This window comes from Terricaulis silvestris (assembly GCF_009792355.1).
Taxonomy (GTDB): Bacteria; Pseudomonadota; Alphaproteobacteria; order Caulobacterales; family Aquidulcibacteraceae; genus Vitreimonas; species Vitreimonas silvestris.
This window is the reverse complement of sequence record NZ_CP047045.1, coordinates 2110623-2132373: the sequence shown is the minus strand read 5'-3', so window position 1 is coordinate 2132373 and position 21751 is coordinate 2110623. Positions and strand designations below refer to the sequence as shown.

At 63.0% G+C, this 21751-nt stretch carries 21 protein-coding genes; 14 read left to right on the top strand and 7 right to left on the bottom strand.

Annotated elements, in window-relative coordinates; genetic code table 11:
• Positions 1–90: 90 nt before the first annotated feature.
• Positions 91–1185 carry an NAD(P)/FAD-dependent oxidoreductase gene (locus tag DSM104635_RS10895; protein ID WP_158766219.1) on the bottom strand — a complete coding sequence of 365 codons (1095 nt, stop codon included), beginning with the start codon at positions 1183–1185 and terminating at the stop codon, positions 91–93.
• A gap of 115 nt (positions 1186–1300) precedes the next feature.
• Between DSM104635_RS10895 and DSM104635_RS10890 the strand changes: the two genes are divergently transcribed.
• Together DSM104635_RS10890 and DSM104635_RS10885 are read left to right on the top strand one after the other, a co-directional pair.
• On the top strand, positions 1301–2677 hold the full coding sequence (locus DSM104635_RS10890) for a sensor histidine kinase (RefSeq protein ID WP_158766218.1): 1377 nt from the start codon (positions 1301–1303) through the stop codon (positions 2675–2677).
• A 159-nt stretch (positions 2678–2836) separates the two neighbouring features.
• The gene (locus tag DSM104635_RS10885) at positions 2837–3748 is read left to right on the top strand and encodes a hydrogen peroxide-inducible genes activator (protein WP_228445657.1); all 912 of its coding nucleotides are present in this window, start codon (positions 2837–2839) and stop codon (positions 3746–3748) included.
• On the opposite strand, the gene DSM104635_RS10880 is transcribed toward DSM104635_RS10885, so the two are convergent.
• Positions 3745–4083: a DUF1475 family protein gene (locus DSM104635_RS10880; RefSeq protein ID WP_158766217.1), complete on the bottom strand. Its 339-nt coding sequence runs from the start codon at positions 4081–4083 to the stop codon at positions 3745–3747. The two genes, DSM104635_RS10885 and DSM104635_RS10880, sit on opposite strands and share 4 nt — an antisense overlap.
• Positions 4084–4142: 59 nt before the next feature.
• Positions 4143–6251 (bottom strand): prolyl oligopeptidase family serine peptidase, encoded by a 2109-nt coding sequence (locus DSM104635_RS10875; protein WP_228445656.1) that lies wholly within the window; start codon positions 6249–6251, stop codon positions 4143–4145.
• Between the two features lie 133 nt (positions 6252–6384).
• On the opposite strand from DSM104635_RS10875, the gene dapF reads away from it, so the two are divergent.
• Genes dapF through DSM104635_RS10855 form a run of 5 tightly spaced genes read left to right on the top strand, consistent with a single transcriptional unit; the run spans position 6385 to position 9451 of the window.
• Positions 6385–7197: a diaminopimelate epimerase gene (dapF, locus tag DSM104635_RS10870; RefSeq protein WP_158766216.1), complete on the top strand. Its 813-nt coding sequence runs from the start codon at positions 6385–6387 to the stop codon at positions 7195–7197.
• On the top strand, positions 7194–7616 hold the full coding sequence (locus DSM104635_RS10865; protein WP_158766215.1) for a hypothetical protein: 423 nt from the start codon (positions 7194–7196) through the stop codon (positions 7614–7616). Before dapF ends, DSM104635_RS10865 begins: the two co-directional genes overlap by 4 nt.
• Positions 7617–7620: 4 nt before the next feature.
• Positions 7621–7971 carry a VOC family protein gene (locus tag DSM104635_RS20170; protein WP_407703485.1) on the top strand — a complete coding sequence of 117 codons (351 nt, stop codon included), beginning with the start codon at positions 7621–7623 and terminating at the stop codon, positions 7969–7971.
• 22 nt (positions 7972–7993) lie between these two features.
• Positions 7994–8422, top strand: a complete 429-nt coding sequence (locus tag DSM104635_RS10860; protein ID WP_407703484.1) for a VOC family protein — start codon at positions 7994–7996, stop codon at positions 8420–8422.
• Between the two features lie 54 nt (positions 8423–8476).
• The gene (locus DSM104635_RS10855; RefSeq protein ID WP_158766214.1) at positions 8477–9451 is read left to right on the top strand and encodes a hypothetical protein; all 975 of its coding nucleotides are present in this window, start codon (positions 8477–8479) and stop codon (positions 9449–9451) included.
• A gap of 13 nt (positions 9452–9464) precedes the next feature.
• On the opposite strand, the gene uvrA is transcribed toward DSM104635_RS10855, so the two are convergent.
• From uvrA to ygiD, 3 genes are read right to left on the bottom strand one after another with little or no spacing between them, the layout of a single operon-like run.
• A complete protein-coding gene (gene uvrA, locus DSM104635_RS10850; RefSeq protein WP_158766213.1) occupies positions 9465–12449 on the bottom strand; it encodes an excinuclease ABC subunit UvrA in 2985 nt (994 codons plus the stop codon).
• Positions 12446–12853, bottom strand: a complete 408-nt coding sequence (locus DSM104635_RS10845) for a hypothetical protein (RefSeq protein ID WP_158766212.1) — start codon at positions 12851–12853, stop codon at positions 12446–12448. The genes uvrA and DSM104635_RS10845 overlap by 4 nt, the downstream gene beginning before the upstream one ends.
• The gene (gene ygiD, locus DSM104635_RS10840) at positions 12850–13623 is read right to left on the bottom strand and encodes a 4,5-DOPA-extradiol-dioxygenase (RefSeq protein ID WP_158766211.1); all 774 of its coding nucleotides are present in this window, start codon (positions 13621–13623) and stop codon (positions 12850–12852) included. Before ygiD ends, DSM104635_RS10845 begins: the two co-directional genes overlap by 4 nt.
• Positions 13624–13971: 348 nt before the next feature.
• On the opposite strand from ygiD, the gene ssb reads away from it, so the two are divergent.
• Genes ssb through DSM104635_RS10825 form a run of 3 tightly spaced genes read left to right on the top strand, consistent with a single transcriptional unit; the run spans position 13972 to position 16431 of the window.
• Complete coding sequence (gene ssb / locus DSM104635_RS10835) at positions 13972–14451, top strand: single-stranded DNA-binding protein (RefSeq protein ID WP_158766210.1); 480 nt, start codon at positions 13972–13974, stop codon at positions 14449–14451.
• Positions 14452–14501: 50 nt separating this feature from the next.
• On the top strand, positions 14502–15491 hold the full coding sequence (locus DSM104635_RS10830) for an LLM class flavin-dependent oxidoreductase (RefSeq protein WP_158766209.1): 990 nt from the start codon (positions 14502–14504) through the stop codon (positions 15489–15491).
• A 46-nt stretch (positions 15492–15537) separates the two neighbouring features.
• Complete coding sequence (locus DSM104635_RS10825; RefSeq protein ID WP_158766208.1) at positions 15538–16431, top strand: DMT family transporter; 894 nt, start codon at positions 15538–15540, stop codon at positions 16429–16431.
• Here the strand turns inward: DSM104635_RS10825 and DSM104635_RS10820 are convergent.
• Positions 16415–16999: a superoxide dismutase family protein gene (locus tag DSM104635_RS10820; protein ID WP_158766207.1), complete on the bottom strand. Its 585-nt coding sequence runs from the start codon at positions 16997–16999 to the stop codon at positions 16415–16417. The genes DSM104635_RS10825 and DSM104635_RS10820 overlap by 17 nt on opposite strands.
• A 119-nt stretch (positions 17000–17118) precedes the next feature.
• Here DSM104635_RS10820 and gyrA point away from each other — a divergent pair, with 119 nt between their 5' ends.
• Genes gyrA through DSM104635_RS10800 form a run of 4 tightly spaced genes read left to right on the top strand, consistent with a single transcriptional unit; the run spans position 17119 to position 21693 of the window.
• The gene (gene gyrA / locus DSM104635_RS10815) at positions 17119–19869 is read left to right on the top strand and encodes a DNA gyrase subunit A (RefSeq protein ID WP_228445655.1); all 2751 of its coding nucleotides are present in this window, start codon (positions 17119–17121) and stop codon (positions 19867–19869) included.
• A complete protein-coding gene (gene coaD / locus DSM104635_RS10810) occupies positions 19866–20369 on the top strand; it encodes a pantetheine-phosphate adenylyltransferase (protein WP_158766205.1) in 504 nt (167 codons plus the stop codon). The genes gyrA and coaD overlap by 4 nt, the downstream gene beginning before the upstream one ends.
• Positions 20369–21259, top strand: coding sequence for a peptidylprolyl isomerase (locus DSM104635_RS10805; protein WP_158766204.1), 891 nt, complete (start codon positions 20369–20371; stop codon positions 21257–21259). Before coaD ends, DSM104635_RS10805 begins: the two co-directional genes overlap by 1 nt.
• Positions 21232–21693, top strand: a complete 462-nt coding sequence (locus DSM104635_RS10800) for a peptidylprolyl isomerase (protein ID WP_187448146.1) — start codon at positions 21232–21234, stop codon at positions 21691–21693. The genes DSM104635_RS10805 and DSM104635_RS10800 overlap by 28 nt, the downstream gene beginning before the upstream one ends.
• The last annotated feature ends 58 nt before the right edge of the window (positions 21694–21751 follow it).

Here is a 21751-nt window from a genome sequence, read left to right as displayed (position 1 = left end):
CTCCGGACCCTGATATGGGGTCGTGTGCCGGTCAAAGCGCAGCTTTAAGCTGGCGCGTGGGCGGGTGTTTAGGCGGTTAGCGGTAGCGGGTCAAACGCCAAGCCGCCGCGCCACTTCTTCGCCGATGGCCAGCGATGACGTGAGGCCGGGGCTTTCGATGCCGAAGAGGCAGATCAGGCTTTCGACGGTGTCGTCGATGACGAAGTCGTCTTGGGGTTCGCCGGGGCCGTGGAGTTTAGGACGGATGCCGGAATAGTCGGGCTGGAGTGCGCCGTCGGGGAGCGATGGCCAGAAGCGGCGGACGGTGTCGTAGAAGCTGGCGGCGCGGGCGGGATCGACGACGTAGTCTTCGTGGTCAACGAACTGGAGATCGGGGCCGAAGCGGGCGACGCCGCCGAGGTCGCGTCGATAGTGCGTGCCGAGCGCGCCGGGGATGGGCGGCGGGTAGATCAGCCGCGCGAATGGCGCTTTGACGCCTTGCAACGCGAAGTAACTGCCTTTGCCGAGATAGAGTTTGGGAATGCGGGCGGCGGGAAAATTCTCGACGCCCCGCGCGCACGTTTGCGCACCGAGGCCAGCGGCGATGATGAGTTGGCCTGTGCTGATCGTCGTCGCTGCTTCGCCGCCGACGCGCACGCTGTAGCCGTCAGTACCCGGTGAAGCGCCGAGGAACGGCGCGTTGAGAGCAATGGCGCCGCCACGCGCTTCGATCTCGCCTTCGAGCGCCAGCATATAGCCGTGCGCATCCATCAAGCCGCTTTCGACGGACTCGATCGCGGCGACGGCGCGGAGTTGCGGTTCGAGTGCGCGGGCTTCAGCGCCTTCGATGCGGCGCATGCCTTCGACGCTATTGATCTCGCCTTGTTGGAGCAATCCTTCGAGTGCTGGGATTTCCGCGTCTTCGGTGGCGACGATGAGTTTGCCGCATTTGTCGTAGGCGACGCTGTGGGCGTCGAGAAAGGGATAGAGCGCGCGACGGCCTTCGACGCAGAGCCGCGCTTTGAGCGAGCCGGTGGCGTAGTGCAGCCCCGCGTGGATGACCTCGGAATTGCGCGAGGAAACGCCGGCGCCAATGCGGTTCTCGCGTTCCAATACAACAACGCTTTGGCCGCGGCGCGCGAGCGCGTAGGCGCAAGCGAGGCCAACGGCGCCTGCACCGACAATTGTGACATCGAAATCAGCCATGTTGCGATCGTTGCATGTCTAGAATGTCGCCCAGTGTTCTTCGAAGTATCGTGCGCCGGTTAATCTATAGGCAAGCAGCTGTGCCTAGCCTCTTCCGTAGGGCGAGGCTTGCTGCGTGATTCTGAACTTCAACGATCCAACCATGCTGGCTGCTGCGCGCGGGCGTCACGCAACGCTGCGCTGGCGCACCGGCGTTGGCGTGCTGTTCATGGCCGGGTCGATGGCCGTGCTGAACTCGATTGCGGCCGGTTTAAGCTGGTTTCTCGTGCTGTGCTTGGCGATGGCGTTCGATCAGGTGCTCGCGAAGTCCTACATCGACTCTCGCGGGGTGGACGATCGCCGCACCGCAGGTGGGTTATACGCTCGGGGCAGCTTTTTCAGCATCTGCGTGTTTGCGGCGATGCCGATTGCGCTTGCGGCCATGGGCGGCGGTCCAGGCCGGGTGCTCGGGGTGCTGATGGCGGCGAGTTCGCTGGTGAGTGTGACGTTATCGACGTTCCAGGCGCCGCGCTTCATGCTGATTTCGTCGCTGCCGGCGACGGCGGCGTTGCTCATCATACCGCTAATTCCGTTTGGACCGGCGCACGCGGACGCGTTTCAAGCCACATTCGGCGTTGGCTGCGGCGTCGCGGGGTTCCTGGCGTACATGGGCCGCTCGGCGTTCAACAACACCAAGATGGTGGCGGGCTGGCGCGCTGCGAACGCGGCGGCGAAGGAGCGTCAACTCGAAGCCGAAGTGCGCCGGGCGGAAGCTGAAGAAGCCAACCGCGCCAAGTCGGAATTCCTGGCGGTGATGACGCACGAATTGCGGACGCCGCTGAATGCCGTGATCGGCTACGCGGAAATGATCCAAGAAGATTTGGCCGCTGAGGGTCGCAAGGATCTAGGTGACGATGCTGGCCGCATCACCAGTTCGGCGCGGCATTTGCTGGGTCTGATCGATCAGATTCTCAATATGTCGAGCATGGATGCAGGCCATGAGGGCTTGGCGCTGCGCGATGTCGATGTGCGCAGGCTGATCGAGGACGCCGTGACCAATGCTCAGGACGAGGCGCGCGCCGCTAACAATCGGATTTCGATCCGCATCAGTGCTGACGCCGAGCGTGCGCACACCGATGGTAACAAGCTCGCGGTTTCGCTGTCGGCGCTGCTTTCGAACGCGGTGAAATTCACGCACAACGGATTGATCGCGGTGACGGCGGAAGTCGAAGGCCACATGAACGGCGACGTGCTGGTGATCGCGGTATCGGACACCGGTATTGGCATCGCCAAGGAAGACCTGCCGCGCGCGTTCCAGCCGTTCACGCAGATTGAGAGCGCGACCACGCGTTCAAAGGGCGGCATGGGGCTTGGGCTTTCCATCGCGCAGCGTATGGCGCAGGCGCTCGGCGGCGAGATCACGGCCACGAGCGAGTTTGGCTCGGGCTCGACCTTCATGATCCGGCTGCCGATGCGCGAAAACGCTGCGGCGCCGGCGCTCGCGGCGGCCTAGAACTCCAAAAAGGAAGAACCCCGCCCTCTCCCTGTTGGGAGAGGAATGCGCCTGTGCGGGGGGAGGGTCAGAGGCGCAGCGGGGTATGGTGAGAGAACGCACGCACGTGGAGTGAGTTCCGCTGCAAATGGCAGAGGCCTTCTTATATAGAGAATGCCTATGGAAGACCGACTACCAGCCTCCTCGATGCCGACGCTTCGGCAGCTTCAATTCCTCATCGCGCTCCGCGCTCAGGGGAGCTTTGTCGGCGCGGCCGAAGCCGTGGGTGTGACGCAGCCGACGCTGAGCGCTGGCATCAAGGACTTGGAGGCGGTGCTCGGGGCGGTGCTGGTGGAGCGCGGCCGCACTGGCGCGGTGTTGACGCCGGCCGGCGAGGAAGCGGCCGAGCGAGCGGTGCGCGCAGTCGGCGAAGTCGAGGACATGGTGCGGACGGTGCAGACGGCGGGTGAGCCGTTTAGCGGTGTGTTTCGCCTGGGCGCGATACCGACCATTGCGCCATTCCTGCTTCCACGTGCGCTGCCTTTGCTAAAGCGCAAGTTTCCGAAGCTGCGTTTGCAGATGCGCGAGGATCTGACAGCGCGTTTGGTGGAGGGGTTGCGCACGCGCACGTTGGACGCCGCGCTGATTGCGTTGCCGTATGAAGCACACGGCGTAGCGACGGCGGCGATTGCCGAGGACGAATTCTATTTGTTGTGTCCAGACACGCATCCGCTGGCGAAGCGCAATGACCTTTCGCCGGAGCATCTGAAGAACGAAGACGTGCTTTTGCTGGAGGACGGGCATTGCTTACGGGATCACGCGCTATCGGCCTGCAAGCTCACACCGCGGCGCAGCAGTGAGATGGGCGCGACCAGCTTGCACACGTTGGTGCAGATGGTGGCGGGCGGGATGGGCGTGACGCTGCTGCCGAAGATCGCGGCGGAAGGCGGCGCAGTGGCAGGGGCGCCCGTTGCGATCCGGCCGTTTGAGACGCCGATCGCGGGGCGCGCTATTGGCGTTGCGTGGCGCGAGGGCGGTCAGCGTGAAGCGGAAGCGCGGATGCTGGGCGAGGTGCTGCGCGAGCTGTTCTAGGAGGTCGGCCAGTCGGGCTTCGACAATTGCTTGGCCAGATGCGGCAAGCGGATCACCAGCCAGAGCGCGGCCCAGAGGTTGCCGAGAATAAATATGGGCGCCGCCCAAAGTGCTGCGACCAGCCACGAGCGCTCGGTCAGAAACACGATGCTCGCGAACAGCACAAAGCCAACATAGAGATCCGCCAGCATCGCGATGCCCCACGGCAGCGTGGTGACGACGGCGATCTGGTCGAAGAACGAGCCGTGCAGATTTTGCATCGCCACCGCCGCCCAGATCACCAAGCCGAGCAGGGCCAGTCCCAGAATGCCAATCGCTGCGCGCAAAACGTTCATGCTCGAGTCTCCTAGCCCGGCTTGTTGGCGCGGACGCGCGCGCCGTCAAGCCGCTGCGCTCAGTCCATCAGCCGCCGCATCAGATAGGTGTATTCGAGCGCGCGTCGACGGGCGGCTTCGTTGAGATTGGCCGCGGCCGAGTGTCCGCCGTCGATGTTTTCATAGTACAGCACCGGCATGCCGAGTTCGATCATCCGCGCCACGTACTTGCGTGCGTGGCCGGGATGGACACGGTCGTCCTTGGTGGACGTCAGCACGAACGGCAGCGGGAAGTCTTCGCGCGCACGCAGGTTTTGATAGGGCGAGATCTGTTCGAGGAACGCGCGTTCGGTTGGGTTCGAGGGCGAGCCGTACTCATCGACCCAGGAGGCGCCCGCGAGCAGCTGATCATAGCGCAGCATATCGAGCAGAGGCACCTGCACGACGGCGGCGTTGATCATCTCGGGATGCTGGTTGAGCATGACGCCCATCAGCAAACCGCCGTTCGATCCACCCATGATGCCGAGCCGGCGTGGGCTGGTGATGCGGCGGTTCACGAGATCCTGCTCGACGGCGTAGAAGTCGTCGAAGATGACTTGGCGATTGGTGCGCAGCCCCGCCTGGTGCCAAGCCGGTCCGAACTCGCCACCGCCGCGGATGTTGGCCAGCACATAGACGCCGCCATTGTCGAGCCAAAGCTTGCCGACGTTCGGCGAATAGGTCGGCGTGTAGGACACCTGGAAGCCGCCATAGGCCCACAGCAACGTCGGGTTCTCGCCGTTCAGCGGCATGTCGCGGCGGCGCACCACGAAGTAGGGCACGCGCGTGCCGTCGCGGCTGGTCGCTTCGAATTGTTCGGCGACATAGGGCGAGGCGTCGAACTGCGGCGGGAGCGAACGGATGCGGCGCGCAGTGGTGGCGCGGTTTTCCAGCGCGTAGAGCGTTGAGGGCGTCAGGTGATCTTCATAGACAGCGAACGCGCGTTCGTCGGTGGCTGAGGAGCCGGCGAAGCTGATCGAGCCGGTGGTCGGCAGATCAACTTGGCTTTGGGTCCATTCGTTGCCGTCGAGCGCGATGCGCAGGAGCTGGCCGCGAACGTTGTCGTAGAGCGCAACGAGGACCGCGTCATGCGTGACGGTGACACTCTCGATCGATTGGCGTGGGTTCGGCGAAAAAAGCGCGACGGCGCGCGGTGCGTCGCTGTTGGTGTCGGCCAGCGGATAGGCTGCGAGCGCGCCTTGCGGCAGGCCGCGCCAGGCTTCTTCCAGCGTGAACAGGAGGTGGCCGCGATAGAGGCCGATCAAAGTGGCTTTGGCGGGAAGCGTGATGCGTTCGGCGTTCGGCGTGTCGAGCCGCCAGAACGTAGATTCAAAAAAGGTATCAGCTTCGACAACGACGGGAACGCGGCGGCCGTCGACGTCTTCCAACGTGCCGCCATAGACGCCGACATCGCTTGCGGCGCCGCGCATCACTTCTTCGGCGCTTGCGAGCGGTGTGCCGCGGCGCCAGCGTTTCATCACGAAGGGATAGCCGCTCTCCGTCATTGTGGCCGTTCCGTTTTCTGGACCCCAGTCGGTGCCGACAAGCAGCGTGTCCGCGTCGATCCATGTGGTGGAGGATTTCGCTTCGGGGACAACGAAGCCGCCTTCGACGAAGCGGCGCGTGCTGAGATCGAACTCGCGATAGGTAGAGGCGTCGCGGCCGCCGTCGGAGAGCTGCACCATGCAGCGGTTGTGGCCTTCGAGGCAGTCGACGCCCTTGTAGACCCAGTTGGCGCTTTCGGTCGCGGCGAGCGCGTCGATGTCGAGCAGTGTTTCCCATTGCGGTTCGCCGCGTGCGTAGGCGGCGAGCGGCGAACGGCGCCAGATGCCGCGCACATGGGTTTCGTCTTGCCAGAAATTGTAAAGGTAGCCTTCGCGGATTTCGCCGAGCGGGAGGCGATCGCGGCTGTTGGCGATTTCCAAGGCTTCAGCGTGCAGTTCGGCGAAACGCGGGTCGCTTTCGAGTTGGCCCAGCGAACGCTCGTTCTGTTGGCGCACCCAGGCGATGGCGCGCTCGCCTTCAACCTGTTCGAGCCAGAGATAGGGATCGGTGCTGGTCATGGCGGTTGTACTCGGTGACTCTGATGTGGCGCACGAGCCGAGAATGAAGGCGGACGCACACGCGGCGGCGATGGCGGACAGGCGCACTGGATTCCCTCCCCAAGGGACGGCAAACCAAGCAGAACCGCCCCTCCACGCCAAGAGGGCATAGACGGCCGAGACGTCGCGGCTCAGCCTTAAGGCGTGGCGTGCGCAGCCGAACCCCCTTACATTGGAACCGATGCGCTATCTCAAGATGAACGGCTGCGGCAATGACTTCGTCATTCTTGACGCGCGCTCGCGCGGCTCATTGCCGCTTTCGACGGCGCAAGCCAAGGCCATCGCCGACCGCCAAACCGGCGTCGGCTGCGATCAGGTGATCGCGGTCGAGCGCTCGATTCGGGCCGACGCGTTCATGCGCATTTGGAATAGCGACGGCGGCGAAGTCGAAGCGTGCGGCAACGCCGCGCGCTGTGTCGCGTGGATGCTGATGGAAGAAGGCGGCGCGGCGTCGCGGCGGATCGAGACGCCGGCCGGCATGCTCTACGCCGAACGCAACGGTACGCTGATCACAGTCGATATGGGATCGCCGCTGCTGCGTTGGGAGGAAATTCCAATCGCGCGCGCGATGGACACGCAGCGTCTAGACTTCGAGGCAGGCGGCTTTTCCGAACCCGGCGCAGTCAACATGGGCAACCCGCACGTGGTGTTCTTCGTCAACGACGTCCGCGCTGTACCGATCGAAAGCCTCGGCTCCAAGATCGAGCATGACCCATTGTTCCCGCAGGCGGTGAACGTAGGGTTTGCCGAGATCCGCTCGCCCGAACAGATGCGGTTGCGGGTCTGGGAGCGGGGGACGGGGCTGACCAAGGCCTGCGGCACCGGGGCCTGCGCGGCTGTGGTTGCGGCGCATCGTCAGGGCCGAACCGGCCGCAAAGTCGAAGTTCTGGTTGACGGCGGATCACTTGAGATTGAATGGCGTGCGGGGGACGATCGGGTTTTGATGACCGGGCCGGTTGAACTCGAGAACACAGGGGAGTTGCCGTCGGCATGAGAGCGTTGCTTGCAGCGGTGCTCGTCGCGTCCTGCGCGACGACAATCGTACCGCCTCCACCGGAGCGCCTGGAAGGCTGCTGGATCGACCGCAAGGCCGATAACACAGCCACGACCATGCGCTGGCTGGCGGACCTGGAGAACCCAGGCGCACTGCGCGGCGAACGCATGACCTACACCGCAGCGGGCGTCGGCGCTGACCGGGGCAGCTACACGCTCCGCCCAGAGGGCGAGGGATGGACGTTCTGCCAGTCCTACGATCCTGCCCCGCGCTGCTGGGTTGTGGCCGAGGGCGAGAGCGGTTCGCTCGAGGGCGGGCGCGTTTTCATCGACGCGGCCTACGATCGCCTCCGCATCTCGATCTTTGACGATAGCTCCGAGCGCATCGTCTTCCAGGGCGAACGCGACGGCTGCGACTGAGCCCATGATCGAGGGCATCGATCATGTCGTCATCGGCGTGCGCGATCTGGACGCCGGCATTCAAGCCTACGAGACGTTGCTGGGACGACGCGCCACTGCGCGCGTTGAGCACAACGCCGTGGCGACGGCGCTGATCGCTACGGACAATGTCGCTGTCGAACTCATGGCCCCAATCGGCGAAAGCGATGATGCAACGCGCTTGCGCGCGGCGATGGACGATGGCGGCGAGGGGTCTGAAGAGCATCGTGTTCGTCGCATCCGATATCGAGCGCGCGCATCGCCGTTGCGCGCGTGTTGGTTTGGCGCCGGAAGAGATCGCGACACGCGAAACGTGGCGCAGTTTTCGGATCGGTAAAGATCGCACGCATGGTGTTCGCATGTTCGTTCTCCAGCGCGACGCGCGATGTGATGCGCCGGCAGTGGCGGACGGAGCGTTGGCGCTGGATCACCTCGTGGTGCGTAGCGCCGACATGGAGCGCGCGGCGGCGTTTTATGGCGCACGTCTTGGGCTCGATATGCGGTTGGATCGTGAAGTCGGAGGCCGGCGCCTAATGTTCTTCCGCGTCGGCGATACGGTTGTGGAGATCGCAGAGCACAAGGCCGACGCGGACCGCGGTGACCGGCTCTGGGGGCTTTCTTGGCGCGTGGCTGATGCGGATGCGGAGCGAGCGCGGCTGACGCAGGCGGAGCTCGATGTCTCCGAGGTCCGCCTGGGCATGAAGCCTGGGACGCGTGTTTTCACCGTACGTGACGGGACCTGTGGGGTCCCCACACTCATGATCGAGGCCGGCTCCGGCCGCGATTGATCTTGTCACCATCGCGCGCCATGGTCCGCTCCGGCCAATTCGGAGGGGGACCAGATGGCGCAGCGTTTAAACGCGACATTCTTTGCGCTGCAAAAGCGCGACCGCGCGATATTGTTGCCGGCGACATTGGTGGTGATTGCCATTCTGGCGCTGATCTTCGGGGCGTTCGTGGCGCTGAATTGGCGCGGCGTGACGCTTTTTGCGGAACTGTTCCAGGCCGGCGCTACGGGCGCGGTGAACCAGCAGACGGGCACGGACGCCGTGTTTGCAATGTTTGGGTTGTTTGGCAGCGCGTTGCTGTTGTTGTTCCCAACCTACATGGCGGTGGCCGCTTATGAGGCTGCGTGTTTGCGATGGATGATACGCGGCGAAGCGCCGGGCTTGTTTGGCCTTACGCTCGATGCCGACATGTGGCGCGTCTACGGCGTCTATTGGTGCTGGCTCATTGTGCAAATGGTGGTGTCGACAGTGGTGTCCACCATCATGGTTGCGATCATGTTCGCTACCATGGGCGACGTGATGGCCAACCCGACCGATCCTGCAGCGATGTTGCAGTGGCAACTGATGGTGCAGGTGCCGATCACGGTGCTTCAATACATTCCGCTGATCTTCCTCGGCGTGCGCCTTGGACCGGCGGCGGCGACATCGATCGCGCGAAAGAAGTTCTCCTTCCTGGAAGCGTGGACCGTCACCAAATGGCGGTTCTGGGAGTTGTTCGGGTCGTTCTTCGTGCTGATGCTGGGCTATTTCGTCGTGTTTGGCGCATTGTTGGTTTTTGTGTTCGCTTCTGTATTTCGTGGCGGATGGCCCGGTGTGAACGCTACGCCGGAGCAAGTGGCGAATGCCTTTGCGGCAGTATGGACGCTGCAAAATTTGATGATCATCGGCGGCCTGTATTTTTTGATGCTGGTGACAGGGGTCATCTATGTCGTGTTCAGCTATGGCGTGAACGCGCGCGCCGCGATCGCGGCGGTGGACGACGGCAAGATCGAGGGCCACACGCCGAACATCGGGAAAGTTTTCGAGTAAACGCTCGCTCTGCTTAACCCGTCGCGCTCTTTTTGCGTTTTGTAGTCTTCACCGGCGTCGCTTCGGCGGCAGCGGCTTTCAGCTTTGGCGCTTGGGCGCCGCGGCGTTCGCCATGGCGCTTCAGCGCTTGCGCGAGATAGCGGCCGGTGTGGCTGGCTTTCACTTTAGCCACATCTTCCGGCGTGCCGAGTGCTACGATCTTGCCGCCGCCGTCGCCGCCTTCCGGGCCAAGATCGATCACCCAGTCCGCGGTTTTGATGACGTCGAGATTGTGCTCGATGACGAGTACGCTGTTGCCGCTATCCACCAGTTCGTGAAGCACTTCGAGCAGCTTCTTCACGTCTTCGAAGTGGAGGCCGGTGGTGGGTTCGTCGAGAATGTAGAGCGTGCGGCCGGTGGCGCGTTTGCTGAGTTCTTTCGACAGCTTCACGCGTTGCGCTTCGCCGCCGGAGAGTGTCGTCGCTTGTTGTCCGATGTGCACGTAGCCGAGGCCGACGCGCTTTAGCGTTTCGAGTTTATCGCGGATGCTCGGGACAGCGCTGAAGAGGTTAGCGCCTTCTTCCACCGTCATGTCCAGAACGTCAGAGATCGACTTGCCCTTGTAAAGCACTTCGAGCGTTTCGCGGTTGTAGCGTTTGCCTTTGCAGGTGTCGCAGGTGACATAAACGTCCGGCAGGAAGTGCATCTCGATCTTGATGACGCCGTCGCCTTGGCACGCTTCGCAACGGCCGCCTTTGACGTTGAACGAGAAGCGGCCTGGTCCGTAGCCGCGCACCTTGGATTCCGGCAGCGCGGCGTACCAATCGCGGATCGGGGTAAAGGCGCCGGTGTAGGTGGCCGGGTTCGAGCGCGGCGTGCGGCCGATCGGAGATTGGTCGATGTCGATGATCTTGTCGATGTGTTCGAGGCCTTCGATCTTGTCGTGTTCGGCCGGCACGTCGCCGGCGCCGTGCCATTGTCGCGCTACAGCTTTGTAAAGTGTCTCGATCACCAGCGTGGACTTGCCGCCGCCGCTCACGCCGGTGACGCACGTGAACGTGCCAAGCGGAATATCGGCGTCGATATTCTGCAGATTGTTGCCGCGCGCGCCTTTGACCGTGATGACGCGCTTCTTGTTGATCCAACGCCGCTTCTCCGGGATCGGAATTTCGCGGCGGCCGGTGAGATAGGCGCCGGTGATGGAGTTCTTGTTCTTCTCGATGTCGGCGGGCGTGCCTTCGGCAATGATAGTCCCGCCGTGGATGCCGGCCGCCGGACCCATGTCGATGACGTGATCGGCGGTCATAATGGCTTCTTCGTCGTGTTCGACGACGAGCACTGAATTGCCGAGATCGCGCAGACGGCGCAGCGTCTCCAACAGGCGCGTGTTGTCGCGCTGGTGCAGGCCGATGCTGGGTTCGTCGAGCACGTAGAGCACGCCGGTGAGGCCAGAGCCGATCTGCGACGCCAGCCGGATGCGCTGGCTTTCGCCGCCGCTCAACGTGCCTGAGCCACGCCCGAGCGAGAGATAGTCGAGGCCGACATCGACCAGGAAGCGCAGGCGGTCGTTGATCTCCTTCAGGATGCGGACCGCGATTTCCTTTTGCTTCGGGTTAAGCTGATCGTTCAGCGCGCCGAACCAATCACGCGCCGCGCGGATCGAGAGCGTGGAGGCGGTGGCGATATCGGTCATCGCGACTTTCACGGCGAGTGCTTCGGGCTTTAGGCGCTTGCCTTCGCACGTCGGGCACGGCGCTTCTGATTGGTAGCGCTCCAGATCTTCGCGCACCCAGGCGGAGTCGGTTTCCTTCCAGCGGCGTTCCAGGTTTGGCAGCACGCCTTCGAAATTCTTCGTGGTCTCGTAGCGGCGGACGCCGTCGTCATAGACGAACTTGATTGGGTCTTTGGTGCCGTGGAGAATGGCGTTGCGGAGTTCTTTCGGCAGATCTTTCCACGGCGCGGTGATCTTGGCTTTGAAGTGCTTTGCCAGCGCTTCCAGCGTTTGGGCGTAGAGCGGCGAGGGACCCTTCGCCCACGGCGCGACGGCGCCTTCCTTCAACGTTTTGTCGTGTTCGGGGACGATCAGTTCTGGGTCGAACTTGAGCTGGACGCCGAGGCCGTCGCATGCGGGGCAGGCGCCGGCTGGATTGTTGAAGGAGAAGAGGCGCGGTTCGATTTCTGGAATGGTGAAGCCGGAGACGGGGCAGGCGAACTTTTGTGAGAAGATGAGCCGCTCTGGCGCGGCGGACTTGTTCTTCAGCGTGGCTTTGCCGGTGGCGTCTTCGCTCTTGCTGGTGGCGATTTCAGCGAAGGCGATGCCTTCGGTGAGCTTCAGGGCTTGTTCGAGTGAATCCGCGAGCCGCGTTTCGATGCCGGCTTTGACGGCGATACGATCGACGACGATGTCGATGTCGTGTTTGAATTTCTTGTCGAGCGTCGGTGGTTCGCTGAGTTCGTAGAACTCGCCATCGATCTTGGCGCGCTGGTAGCCCTTCTTCAGGTACTCAGCCATTTCCTTTTTGTATTCGCCCTTGCGGTCGCGCACGACCGGCGCGAGCAAATAGAGCCGCGTGCCTTCGGGCAGCGCCATAATGCGATCGACCATTTCGCTGACTTGCATCGCCGCGATTGGTTGGCCGGTGGCTGGCGAATATGGGATTCCGACGCGCGCCCACAGGAGGCGCATGTAGTCGTAGATTTCGGTGACGGTGCCGACGGTGGAGCGCGGATTGCGCGAAGTGGTTTTTTGCTCGATCGAAATCGCAGGAGAGAGGCCCTCGATGGAATCCACATCGGGCTTCTGCATCAGCTCCAAGAACTGACGCGCGTACGCTGAGAGTGACTCCACGTAGCGGCGTTGGCCTTCGGCGTAGATGGTGTCGAACGCGAGCGAGGATTTGCCGCTGCCGCTGAGGCCCGTGATGACCACGAGTTCGTTGCGGGGAATATCGACGTTCACGCCCTTGAGATTGTGCTCTCGGGCGCCGCGGACGCGGATGTGGGTGAGTGCGTCTCTCATGCCGGCGCCTTTGTCGGAAGAAATCGCCAAACCAGGAAATGACTAACGACGTTCCACAATCCTATGATCAGCATTTGCATGGACATCATTTGCGCATTGTTGAGCCATGCAGGCAGCTGACTATCCGCTGTCCCGAACAATGCAGAAGCAAACATCGTCGCACCGCCAAACGTTGTTGGAATTTGGACGAGGGTGAGCGCAACCGCAATTACAACGCGTAGCGTCCAGGATCGATTGAGCCGAGTGGATGCGATCAATTCGCCACATAGCAAGAGCAACACCACCGTGAAGAAGACCGGAGCCCCAAGCCGCGCGCCGAGCCAAACTGCTGTGATGCCGCCACCCACTGCGATGGTCACTGCAAGCAAGGCGATCGCTGCATAAGGAAGAAATCGGCCTCTCATGCTGGCAGACCGTAGCCGAAAGCTGTCATCGAGATCCCGGGTTCGTAGTGTTTGTTGAAGATGTAGGGCGTTTCGCCGTCGCGGCGGACGGCCAGTGCGTAGAAAACCGGAAAGAAGTGTTCCCAGTCCGGCGCGGCGTCGCGTGCGTCCGGTCGCGAAGCGTAGTTTAGAACGGCCGCGTCATCGCCAGTCGAGGCTGCGCCAGTGATGAAATCGTCGAATTCGCGAACCCATGGCAGCAGCTCTTTTGTGCGGAAGAAGGCTGGCAAGTTGTGCACGATGTTGCCGGCGGCGAGGACGAGCACGTTATCATCGCGCAGATCGGCAAGCGCTTTGCCAATGGCGTAGTGCTCTTGCGGCGGACGGCGCGCGTCTAGGCTCACTTGCACGATGGGAATGTCGGCGTCGGGATACATGCGGCGAAGGACGCTCCAGGCGCCGTGGTCCAGGCCCCAGCTATCGTCGAGTTGTGCGCCGAAGGCTGTCAGCTTTTCGACAATCGCGCGCGCCAACGCCGGATCGCCCGGAGCAGGGTATTGCACGTCGAATAGCGCTTGCGGGAAGCCTCGGCCGAAATCGTGGATCGTTTCCGGCTTAGCATTCGACGTCACGCGCACGCCTTCGGTCACCCAATGCGCGGAAATCACCACGACGGCGGCCGGCTTCGGAAACGCGCGCGCGATCTCGGCCCAGCCGCGCGAGGACGGCGTGTCCTCGATCGCGTTCATGGGCGAGCCATGGCCTATGAAGAGGGCGGGCGCCCTGGTCATGCGTGCTGTCCTGCCGAATGGTCCCCAGCCCATATCTGTGGGCAAGCGGGGACGCCATGTTGGAGATAAGCGCTAAATAGGCGCTCAGGGGCTCCTTTGCCGTAGTTCGAATGGCCGAACCGCTGCGAATTCATGAGGCTTTAGCTCCCTGGCCCTCCCGGCCCGATCCGACCCGCTTTAACCTTGCAGGCGAACCTGATTCGTGAGAACATAATAAGAACAAAGTTCCGCCCGGTCTACGGGCAAGGATCAGGTGGTGTGTCGATCAAAGGCCCGGACGCCCAGGCTAAGGGTGATCTTGGACTCCGCAGTCGATTTGGTTTGTGAGCGTAGGAAACGGAGGCCGTCATGGCTGGTAGCGTCAACAAGGTGATTTTGGTCGGCAATCTGGGCAAGGACCCGGAAGTGCGGAAGCTCAACAATGGCGATCCGGTGGTGAACCTGAGCGTCGCGACGTCGGAGAGCTGGCGCGACAAGCAGAGCGGCGAGCGCAAGGAAAAGACCGAGTGGCACCGCGTCGTGATCTTCAACGAGAACATCGCGAAGGTCGCCGAGCAATATCTGAAGAAGGGCTCGACGGTTTACATCGAAGGCCAGCTGCAGACCCGGAAGTACGAGCAGAACGGCGTCGAGAAATACTCGACCGAGATCGTGCTGCAGAAGTTCCGCGGCGAGCTCACCATGCTCGGCGGCAAAGGCGGCGGCGAAGGCAAGTCCTATGAGGACGATGGCGGCGGCTTCACCGCGAAGGCTGGCGGCAAGCGCAGCGGCGGCGACGCCCCGCGCGAAAGCTTCAGCCAGGATCTGGACGACGAGATTCCGTTCTAATCACTCAGTGTGAACTTGGGCGCTTCGCATGAAGCGCCCATATCGCGCCCATGATCCCATTCTCGGTTCTCGATCTCGCGCCCATCGTTGAAGGCGGGAGCGTTGCGCAGGCGTTGGCGAATAGCCGCGATTTGGCGCAAGCCGCGGAGCGGTTGGGGTACAAGCGCTTTTGGCTGGCGGAGCATCACGCCATGCCGGGTGTCGCGAGTGCGGCGACGGCGCTCACCATCATGAACGCGGCGCAGGCGACCAAGACGATCCGCGTCGGCGCCGGCGGGATCATGTTGCCGAACCACGCGCCGATCATCATTGCTGAACAATTTGGGACGCTTGAGGCGCTGTTTCCGGGGCGCATTGATCTGGGGCTCGGGCGCGCACCTGGTGGCGATGGGCTGACTGCGCGTGCGCTGCGGCGGACGTTGATTGGCGGCGAGGACCGGTTTCCGCAGGACGTGATGGAATTGCAGGCGTTGCTCGGGCCGAGCGAGCCTGGGCAACGATTGCGCGCGGTGCCGGGTGAGGGCGCAAGTACGCCGCTGTGGATGCTTGGGTCTTCGACGTTCGGCGCGCAGCTCGCGGCGGCGCTTGGGTTGCCGTTCGCGTTCGCGTCGCACTTTGCGCCTGCGCAGATGATGAGCGCGATCGAGATTTATCGCGCGACATTCCGGCCGTCCGACCAATTGCAGAAGCCGTACGTGATGCTGGGCTTCAACATTTTCGCGGCGCCGACGGACGAGGAAGGTCGTTTGCTGGCGACATCGTTGATGCAGGCGTTCGCAAGCTTGCGGCGGGGTGAGCCGCGTCGGTTGCAGCCGCCAGACCCTGCGTTTGAAGCGACGTTGAATGACATGGAGCGGGCGCAGCTCGATCAGGTGCTGCAATGCTCGGCCATCGGTTCGCCGGCGACGGTGAAGGCCAGCATCGCGGCGTTCGTGACCCGTACTGGCGCCGACGAACTCATATTAGCGTCGCACATCTACGACCACGCTGCGCGGGTGCGGGCTTACGAGATTGCCGCAGCGGTTCGGGCTGAAATGTAGCGGCGGCCCGCTTGCGGCGAGTCGCGGGCGGGCGTAGCCAGCGGGCGTGACAACGCCCTCTCGCGCCTTCGCGCCGCTTGATCTGATCATGCTGCTGTCGATCGCGCTGATTTGGGGCGTGAACAATATTCTGGCGAAAATCGCGGTGGACGCGCTGCCGGCTATGATGATGGCGGCGCTCAGGTTCATCATTGTGCTGGCGGTGTTGGCCGTTTGGCTGAAGCCGCCGCCGAAGGGGCAATTGCCGCTGTTCTTCGCGATGCTGGCTTTCATCGGGCCGTTGCACTTCGCCATTCAGTCCATCGGCTTGAAGCTCGCGACCGATTTGCCGCCGATGATCGTGGCGATGCAGTTATGGGCGCCCGCGTCGGTGGTGTTTGCGGCGCTGTTTTTGGGCGAGCACGTGAGCCGCTTGCGTTGGGCGGGTGTGGGTATCTCGTTTGTCGGCGCGGCGTCGATGAATTTCGATCCGACCGTGTTGGCGCAAGGCTGGCCGCTTTTCCTCGTGGCGATCGCGTCAGCCATTTACGGGGCGGGCACCGTGATGGTGCGCAAGCTGGGCGGCGGACTTGATCCGTGGGCGACGCAAGCTTGGATCGCGTTGGCCGCGGCGCCGACGCTATTGATTGCGTCTCTCACGTTTGAACGCGGCCATGTGGAAGCAGCGCAGGCAGCGCATTGGAGCGTTTGGGTGTTCATCGCGTTTGGCGCGTTGGTGTCGTCCGTCGTTGCCAATGCCTTCATGTTCAAGCTGCTGCAGAAATACGAAGTCTCGCGCACGACACCGTTCTTGCTGCTGACGCCCGTGATCTCTTTTGCGCTCGCTATCGCGATCCTGCATGACCGCATCACGGTTCAAATTCTGATCGGCGCCGCAGCGACGCTTGCTGGCGTCGCATTGGTGGCTCTAGCCGAGCGGCGCTTTAAGGCTGTGGCGTGAGCGCGGCGCAGGCGATGCGGGCGCCTGCGTTGCCGACAGGCTGGCCCATCTGATCGTCGCGTGCCGCGTGGATCAGCAGCGCTGTGCCGTCTTCGTCCAGCAATGGGAGCCGCTCGCGGCTGTTGGCATTGCCAGGGATGCGTTCGCCGCTCAGGGTGACGTAAGGGGCGAAGACTTCCGCCGCGAACACGCCCGATGGCGGCGCGAAGATGTTGGGCAGATCGCCCGCTTCGGGACCTTCCGGGTTCATCAGGCCGTGCTGGATACGGCGGTTCATGCCGAGGTGGCCGCCGGAGGCTTGGAAGCCGGCGGCGAAGTCGCTGCAGTCGCCGCGATCGTGCAGGTGCAGGCCGTGCCAGCCAGGGGGCAAAGCGCGCTCTGAAAATTCGAGTTGAATCAACACCCCGTGTGGTCCGCCGGTGAAATTGGCCTGGCCTAGGGCCCGCCCATCCGGACCGACAATCCAGACCGTTCGCGGCGTAGCCTGGGGATAGTCGTCGCTGCGGCCCGCGCCGCTGGCGCAGGCGGTCAGCAGGGCTGCAAAAAGGAGGGCGGCGAGAGGGCGCATCAGGGGCTCCTTGGTTTGCGACGGCGGCGTCACAATGTTAGTTTCCGATGGAATCGAAGGCGAGTTTTTCTCGCTGTTTTCATCAACTCCTGAACAGCAGATTTAGAACCGGCGATCTCGTGTCAGACACGTCCGATCCCGCCGAGAACGGCGGACCAACTCTTCCCAAAGGCATCGCGCTGATCAGCGTCGAGGATGAGCTGAAGCGCTCTTACCTCGATTACGCGATGAGCGTCATCGTCTCGCGCGCGCTGCCAGACGTGCGCGACGGCTTGAAGCCGGTGCACCGGCGCATCCTGTTCGGCATGGATGAGGCCGGCAACACGCACGACAAGAGCTACCGCAAGAGCGCCAACACGGTCGGCGAAGTGATGGGCCGCTATCACCCGCACGGCGACCAGGCGATCTATCTCTCGCTCGTCCGCATGGCGCAGGACTTCGCCATGAGCCTGCCGCTGATCGACGGGCAGGGAAACTTCGGCTCGATCGACGGCGATATGCCAGCGGCGATGCGCTACACCGAAAGCCGCTTGGCCAAGACGGCGCGCGCGCTGTTGGACGACATCGACGAAGACACGGTTGATTTCGTCGCCAACTATGATGGGTCGCGCCAAGAGCCGAGCGCGCTGCCGGCGAAGTATCCGAACCTGCTTGTGAACGGCGCAGGCGGCATTGCCGTCGGCATGGCGACGAATATTCCACCGCACAATTTGTCCGAAGTGATCGATGCGGCTGTCGCGATGGTCGATAATCCGGCGATCACCGATCTCGAATTGCTCGACATTGTGCCTGGGCCGGACTTTCCGACCGGCGGCGAAATCCTCGGCCGCGCCGGCGCGCGCATGGGGCTGCTGACGGGCCGCGGTTCAGTGACGATCCGTTCCAAGCATCACACCGAAACCATCCGTGGTCGTGAAGCTTTGGTGTTCACCGAGATTCCGTACCAGGTGAACAAGGCCGAGATGGTCGAGAAAATCGGCGAACAGGTGCGTGAGAAGCGCATCGAAGGCATCGCCGAAGTGCGCGATGAATCGAACCGCTTGGGTATCCGCCTCGTTGTCGAGCTGAAGCGCGATGCGGTGGCCGATGTGGTGCTGAACCAGCTCTATCGCTTCTCACAGCTGCAGACCTCGTTCGGCGTCAACATGCTGGCGCTGAACAACGGCAAGCCCGAGCAGATGGGCTTGCGGCAGATGCTCATCCACTTCTTGAGCTTCCGCGAACAGGTCATCACGCGCCGCACTAAGTTTCGCTTGGCCAAAGCGCGGAAGCGCGGTCACGAGACGGTGGGTCTCGCCGTTGCTGTCGCCAACATCGACGACGTGATCAAGCTGATCCGCGAAAGCCCCGATCCGGGCACGGCGCGCGAGCGCTTGGTGGCGCGGGCTTGGCCGGCTGGCGATATGATGCCGCTGATCGCGCTGATCGCTGACCCGCGCACGATTGTTGAAGATGGCAATGCGATCCGGCTGTCCGACGAACAAGCGCGCGCCATTCTGGCATTACAGCTCTCGCGCCTCACCGGCCTTGGCCGCGATGACATCGCGAAGGCGGCGAACGAGATCGCGGAAGAGATCAAGGAACTGCTTGAGATCCTCGGCTCCCGCGAACGTATCCTGACGATAATCCGCGACGAACTAACGGGCGTGAAGGAAGCGTTCGGCTTTGTGCGCCGCACGCAATTCTCTGAGTCCGAAGGCGACATCGACGACGAGGCTTTGATCCCGCGCGAAGACATGGTCGTTACCGTTACGCATGGCGGCTACGTGAAGCGCACGCCGCTGGCAGCCTATCGCACGCAGCGACGCGGCGGGCGCGGTCGCTCCGGCATGACGATGAAGGACGAGGATTTCGTCACGCGCATCTTCGTGGCCTCCACGCACGCGCCGATCCTGTTCTTCTCGTCGTCGGGCATGGTCTACAAGATGAAGACGTGGCGCTTGCCAGCGGGTGATCCGCGCACAAAGGGCAGGGCGTTGGTCAATCTTTTTCCGCTCGGCGCCGGTGAGACCATCACATCGGTGATGGCGCTGCCGGAGGATGAGCGCGATTGGGATAAGCTCGACGTGATGTTCGCAACCCGCTCCGGCGGTGTTCGGCGTAACAAGCTCAGCGACTTCGTGCAGGTGAACCGCAACGGCAAGATCGCCATGAAGCCGGATGAGGGCGACGGCATCGTGTCGGTGCAGGTGTGCTCGGAGGCGGACGACATCCTGCTCACGACGCAAAATGCTCAGTGCATCCGCTTCCCGGCAACGGATGTGCGCGTGTTCTCAGGGCGCACCTCGACTGGCAACCGCGGCATCAATCTGGCCGAAGGCGATAGCGTCATCGGGATGGGCGTGTTGCGCCACATAGAGGTGACGCCAGCGGAAGCGCGCGCCTACTTTAAGTGGGACGCGCAATCGCGTGACGCGGGCGACGCTGACGTGGAGGCCGACGCGGAAGCTGGTGAGGACACCGGTGAAGTCGCGGATGTGCCGTTCGAGCGCCTGGCGTGGTTGAAGACGCAAGAAGAGTTCATCCTGACGATGACGTCCGGCGGCCTCGGCAAGCGTGCTTCGTCGTACGAATACCGGATCACCGGTCGCGGCGGCAAAGGACTGCGGGCGCACAAGCTCACGGGTGAGGCGCGGTTGATTGCGTCGTTCCCGGTTAAGACGGACGAGGAGCTGCTGCTGGTCACCGACAAGGGCCAGCTCATCCGCACCGCGATCGATCAGATCCGCATCGCTGGACGTGCGACCCAAGGCGTGATCCTGATCAACGTCAGCGAAGACGAGCACGTCGTCGCGGCCGAGCGCCTAGAGGCGCTGGGCGGCGAGGCGGGCGAAGCTGTTGAGGGCGCGTCTGAGGAGGGCGGCGAGTGAGCAAAAGAGTCAGCGTTGGCCTTTACCCCGGGACCTTCGATCCCCCGACCAACGGCCATGTGGATATCATTGCCCGCGCCGCCACTTTGGTGGACCGCCTCGTCATCGGCGTGGCTATCAATGAGGACAAAGGCCCGCTCTTCACCCTCCAGGAGCGGGTGGAGATGGTTCAGGAGCAGTGCGCCAAGATCAAAGGCGAAGCCGAGATCGTCATCCAACCTTTTGACACATTGCTGATGTCATTCGCCGAAAGCGTAGGGGCGCAAATCATCGTCCGGGGACTTAGAGCGGTCGCCGACTTCGAGTACGAATTCGCCATGGTTGGGATGAACCAGAAGCTAAACCCAGCCATCGAAACAGTATTTCTCATGGCCGACCCGACGCACCAAGCGATCGCGTCCAGGTTGGTGAAAGAAATCGCGCGACTGCAAGGAAGCGTCGCGCACTTCGTGCCTCAAGAAGTAGAAAGACGACTGAAGGCAAAGTTCGGGGTGTCTTGATGCTGCGCGTATGTGGAATTTTGGCGGCGGGCGCTGTGGCGCTCTCGCTTCTGAGTATGGACGCGGCGGCGCAATCGGCGCCCGATCCGCGCAATTGGCGTCAGGTCGATCCGGAGCACACGCTCTACATCGACACGGTCCATGGCCGCATCGTGATCGAGATGTATCCGGAGATCGCGCCGCGCCACGTCGAGCGCCTCGAGACGTTGACGCGGGCGGGCTACTACGACGGCCTCATGTTCCACCGCGTCGTCGATGGCTTCATGGCGCAGACCGGCGATCCGCTCGGCACCGGCGAAGGTGCATCGAGCTTGCCGGATATACGCGAGGAGTTCCGCTTCCGCCGTGGCCCTGACATGCCGTTTGTGGAAGCCGCCAACCAAGGCGGCGCGCGGCTCGGGTTTTACAAAGCGATCCCGATCGAGAGCCAGCCGGATGCGCAAATGGCGGTGACCGCTGACGGCCGTGTTGCCGCCAATGCGCTGCACTGCCCGGGCGTCGTCTCGATGGCGCGGGCGGATAACCCGAACTCGGCCAACAGCCAATTTTTCATCATGCGTGCGCCGAACACCGATCTCGACAAGCGCTATTCGATCTTCGGCCGCGTTGTGTGGGGCCAGAACGCCGTGATGGCGCTTGCCGTTGGCAACCCCCCGCCCACGCCGGACCGCATGGTCGCGGTGCGGATCGCGGCTGACGTGCCCGAGACCGAGCGCGCGCCTATATACGTGCTGCGCACCGATGGCCCGGCGTTCCGTGATTTGATTGACGATACGCGCCGCGAACGGTCAGCCGATTTCTCGGTGTGCGATGTGCAAATTCCCGCGCGGGTTCCGCGCACTGAAAACAGAGAGAGACGCTGGTGGTCGATAATTCCTTTCATAGACTGACGCTCGAGCTCGACACCGGCACGGTGCAGATCAAGCTGCGGCCCGATCTGGCGCCGGGCCATGTGCAGCGCATCGGCGAACTCGCCAATGAAGGCTTCTACAACGGCGTGCCGTTTCACCGCGTCATCGCCGGCTTCATGGCGCAAGGCGGCGACGGCGGAAACAAGAACGGCACCGGCGGTTCGAAGAAGCCGAACCTGAAGCAGGAATTTTCCGCCGAGGCGCATGTGCGCGGCGTCTGCTCGATGGCGCGCACCAACGATCCGAACTCGGCCAACAGCCAGTTCTTCATCTGCCTCGACGACGCGCGTTTCCTCGACAAGCAATACACCGTCTGGGGCGTGGTCGAGGAAGGCATGGAGGCCATCGACGCGCTGCCGAAGGGCGAGCCGCCGCGCACGCCCGGCAAGATCGTGAGCGCGCGGGCCGAGTGAGTTACATGGACCGCCGGCACCCTCGCCGGCATAACGCAGCATTAGCCGGCGTGGGCGC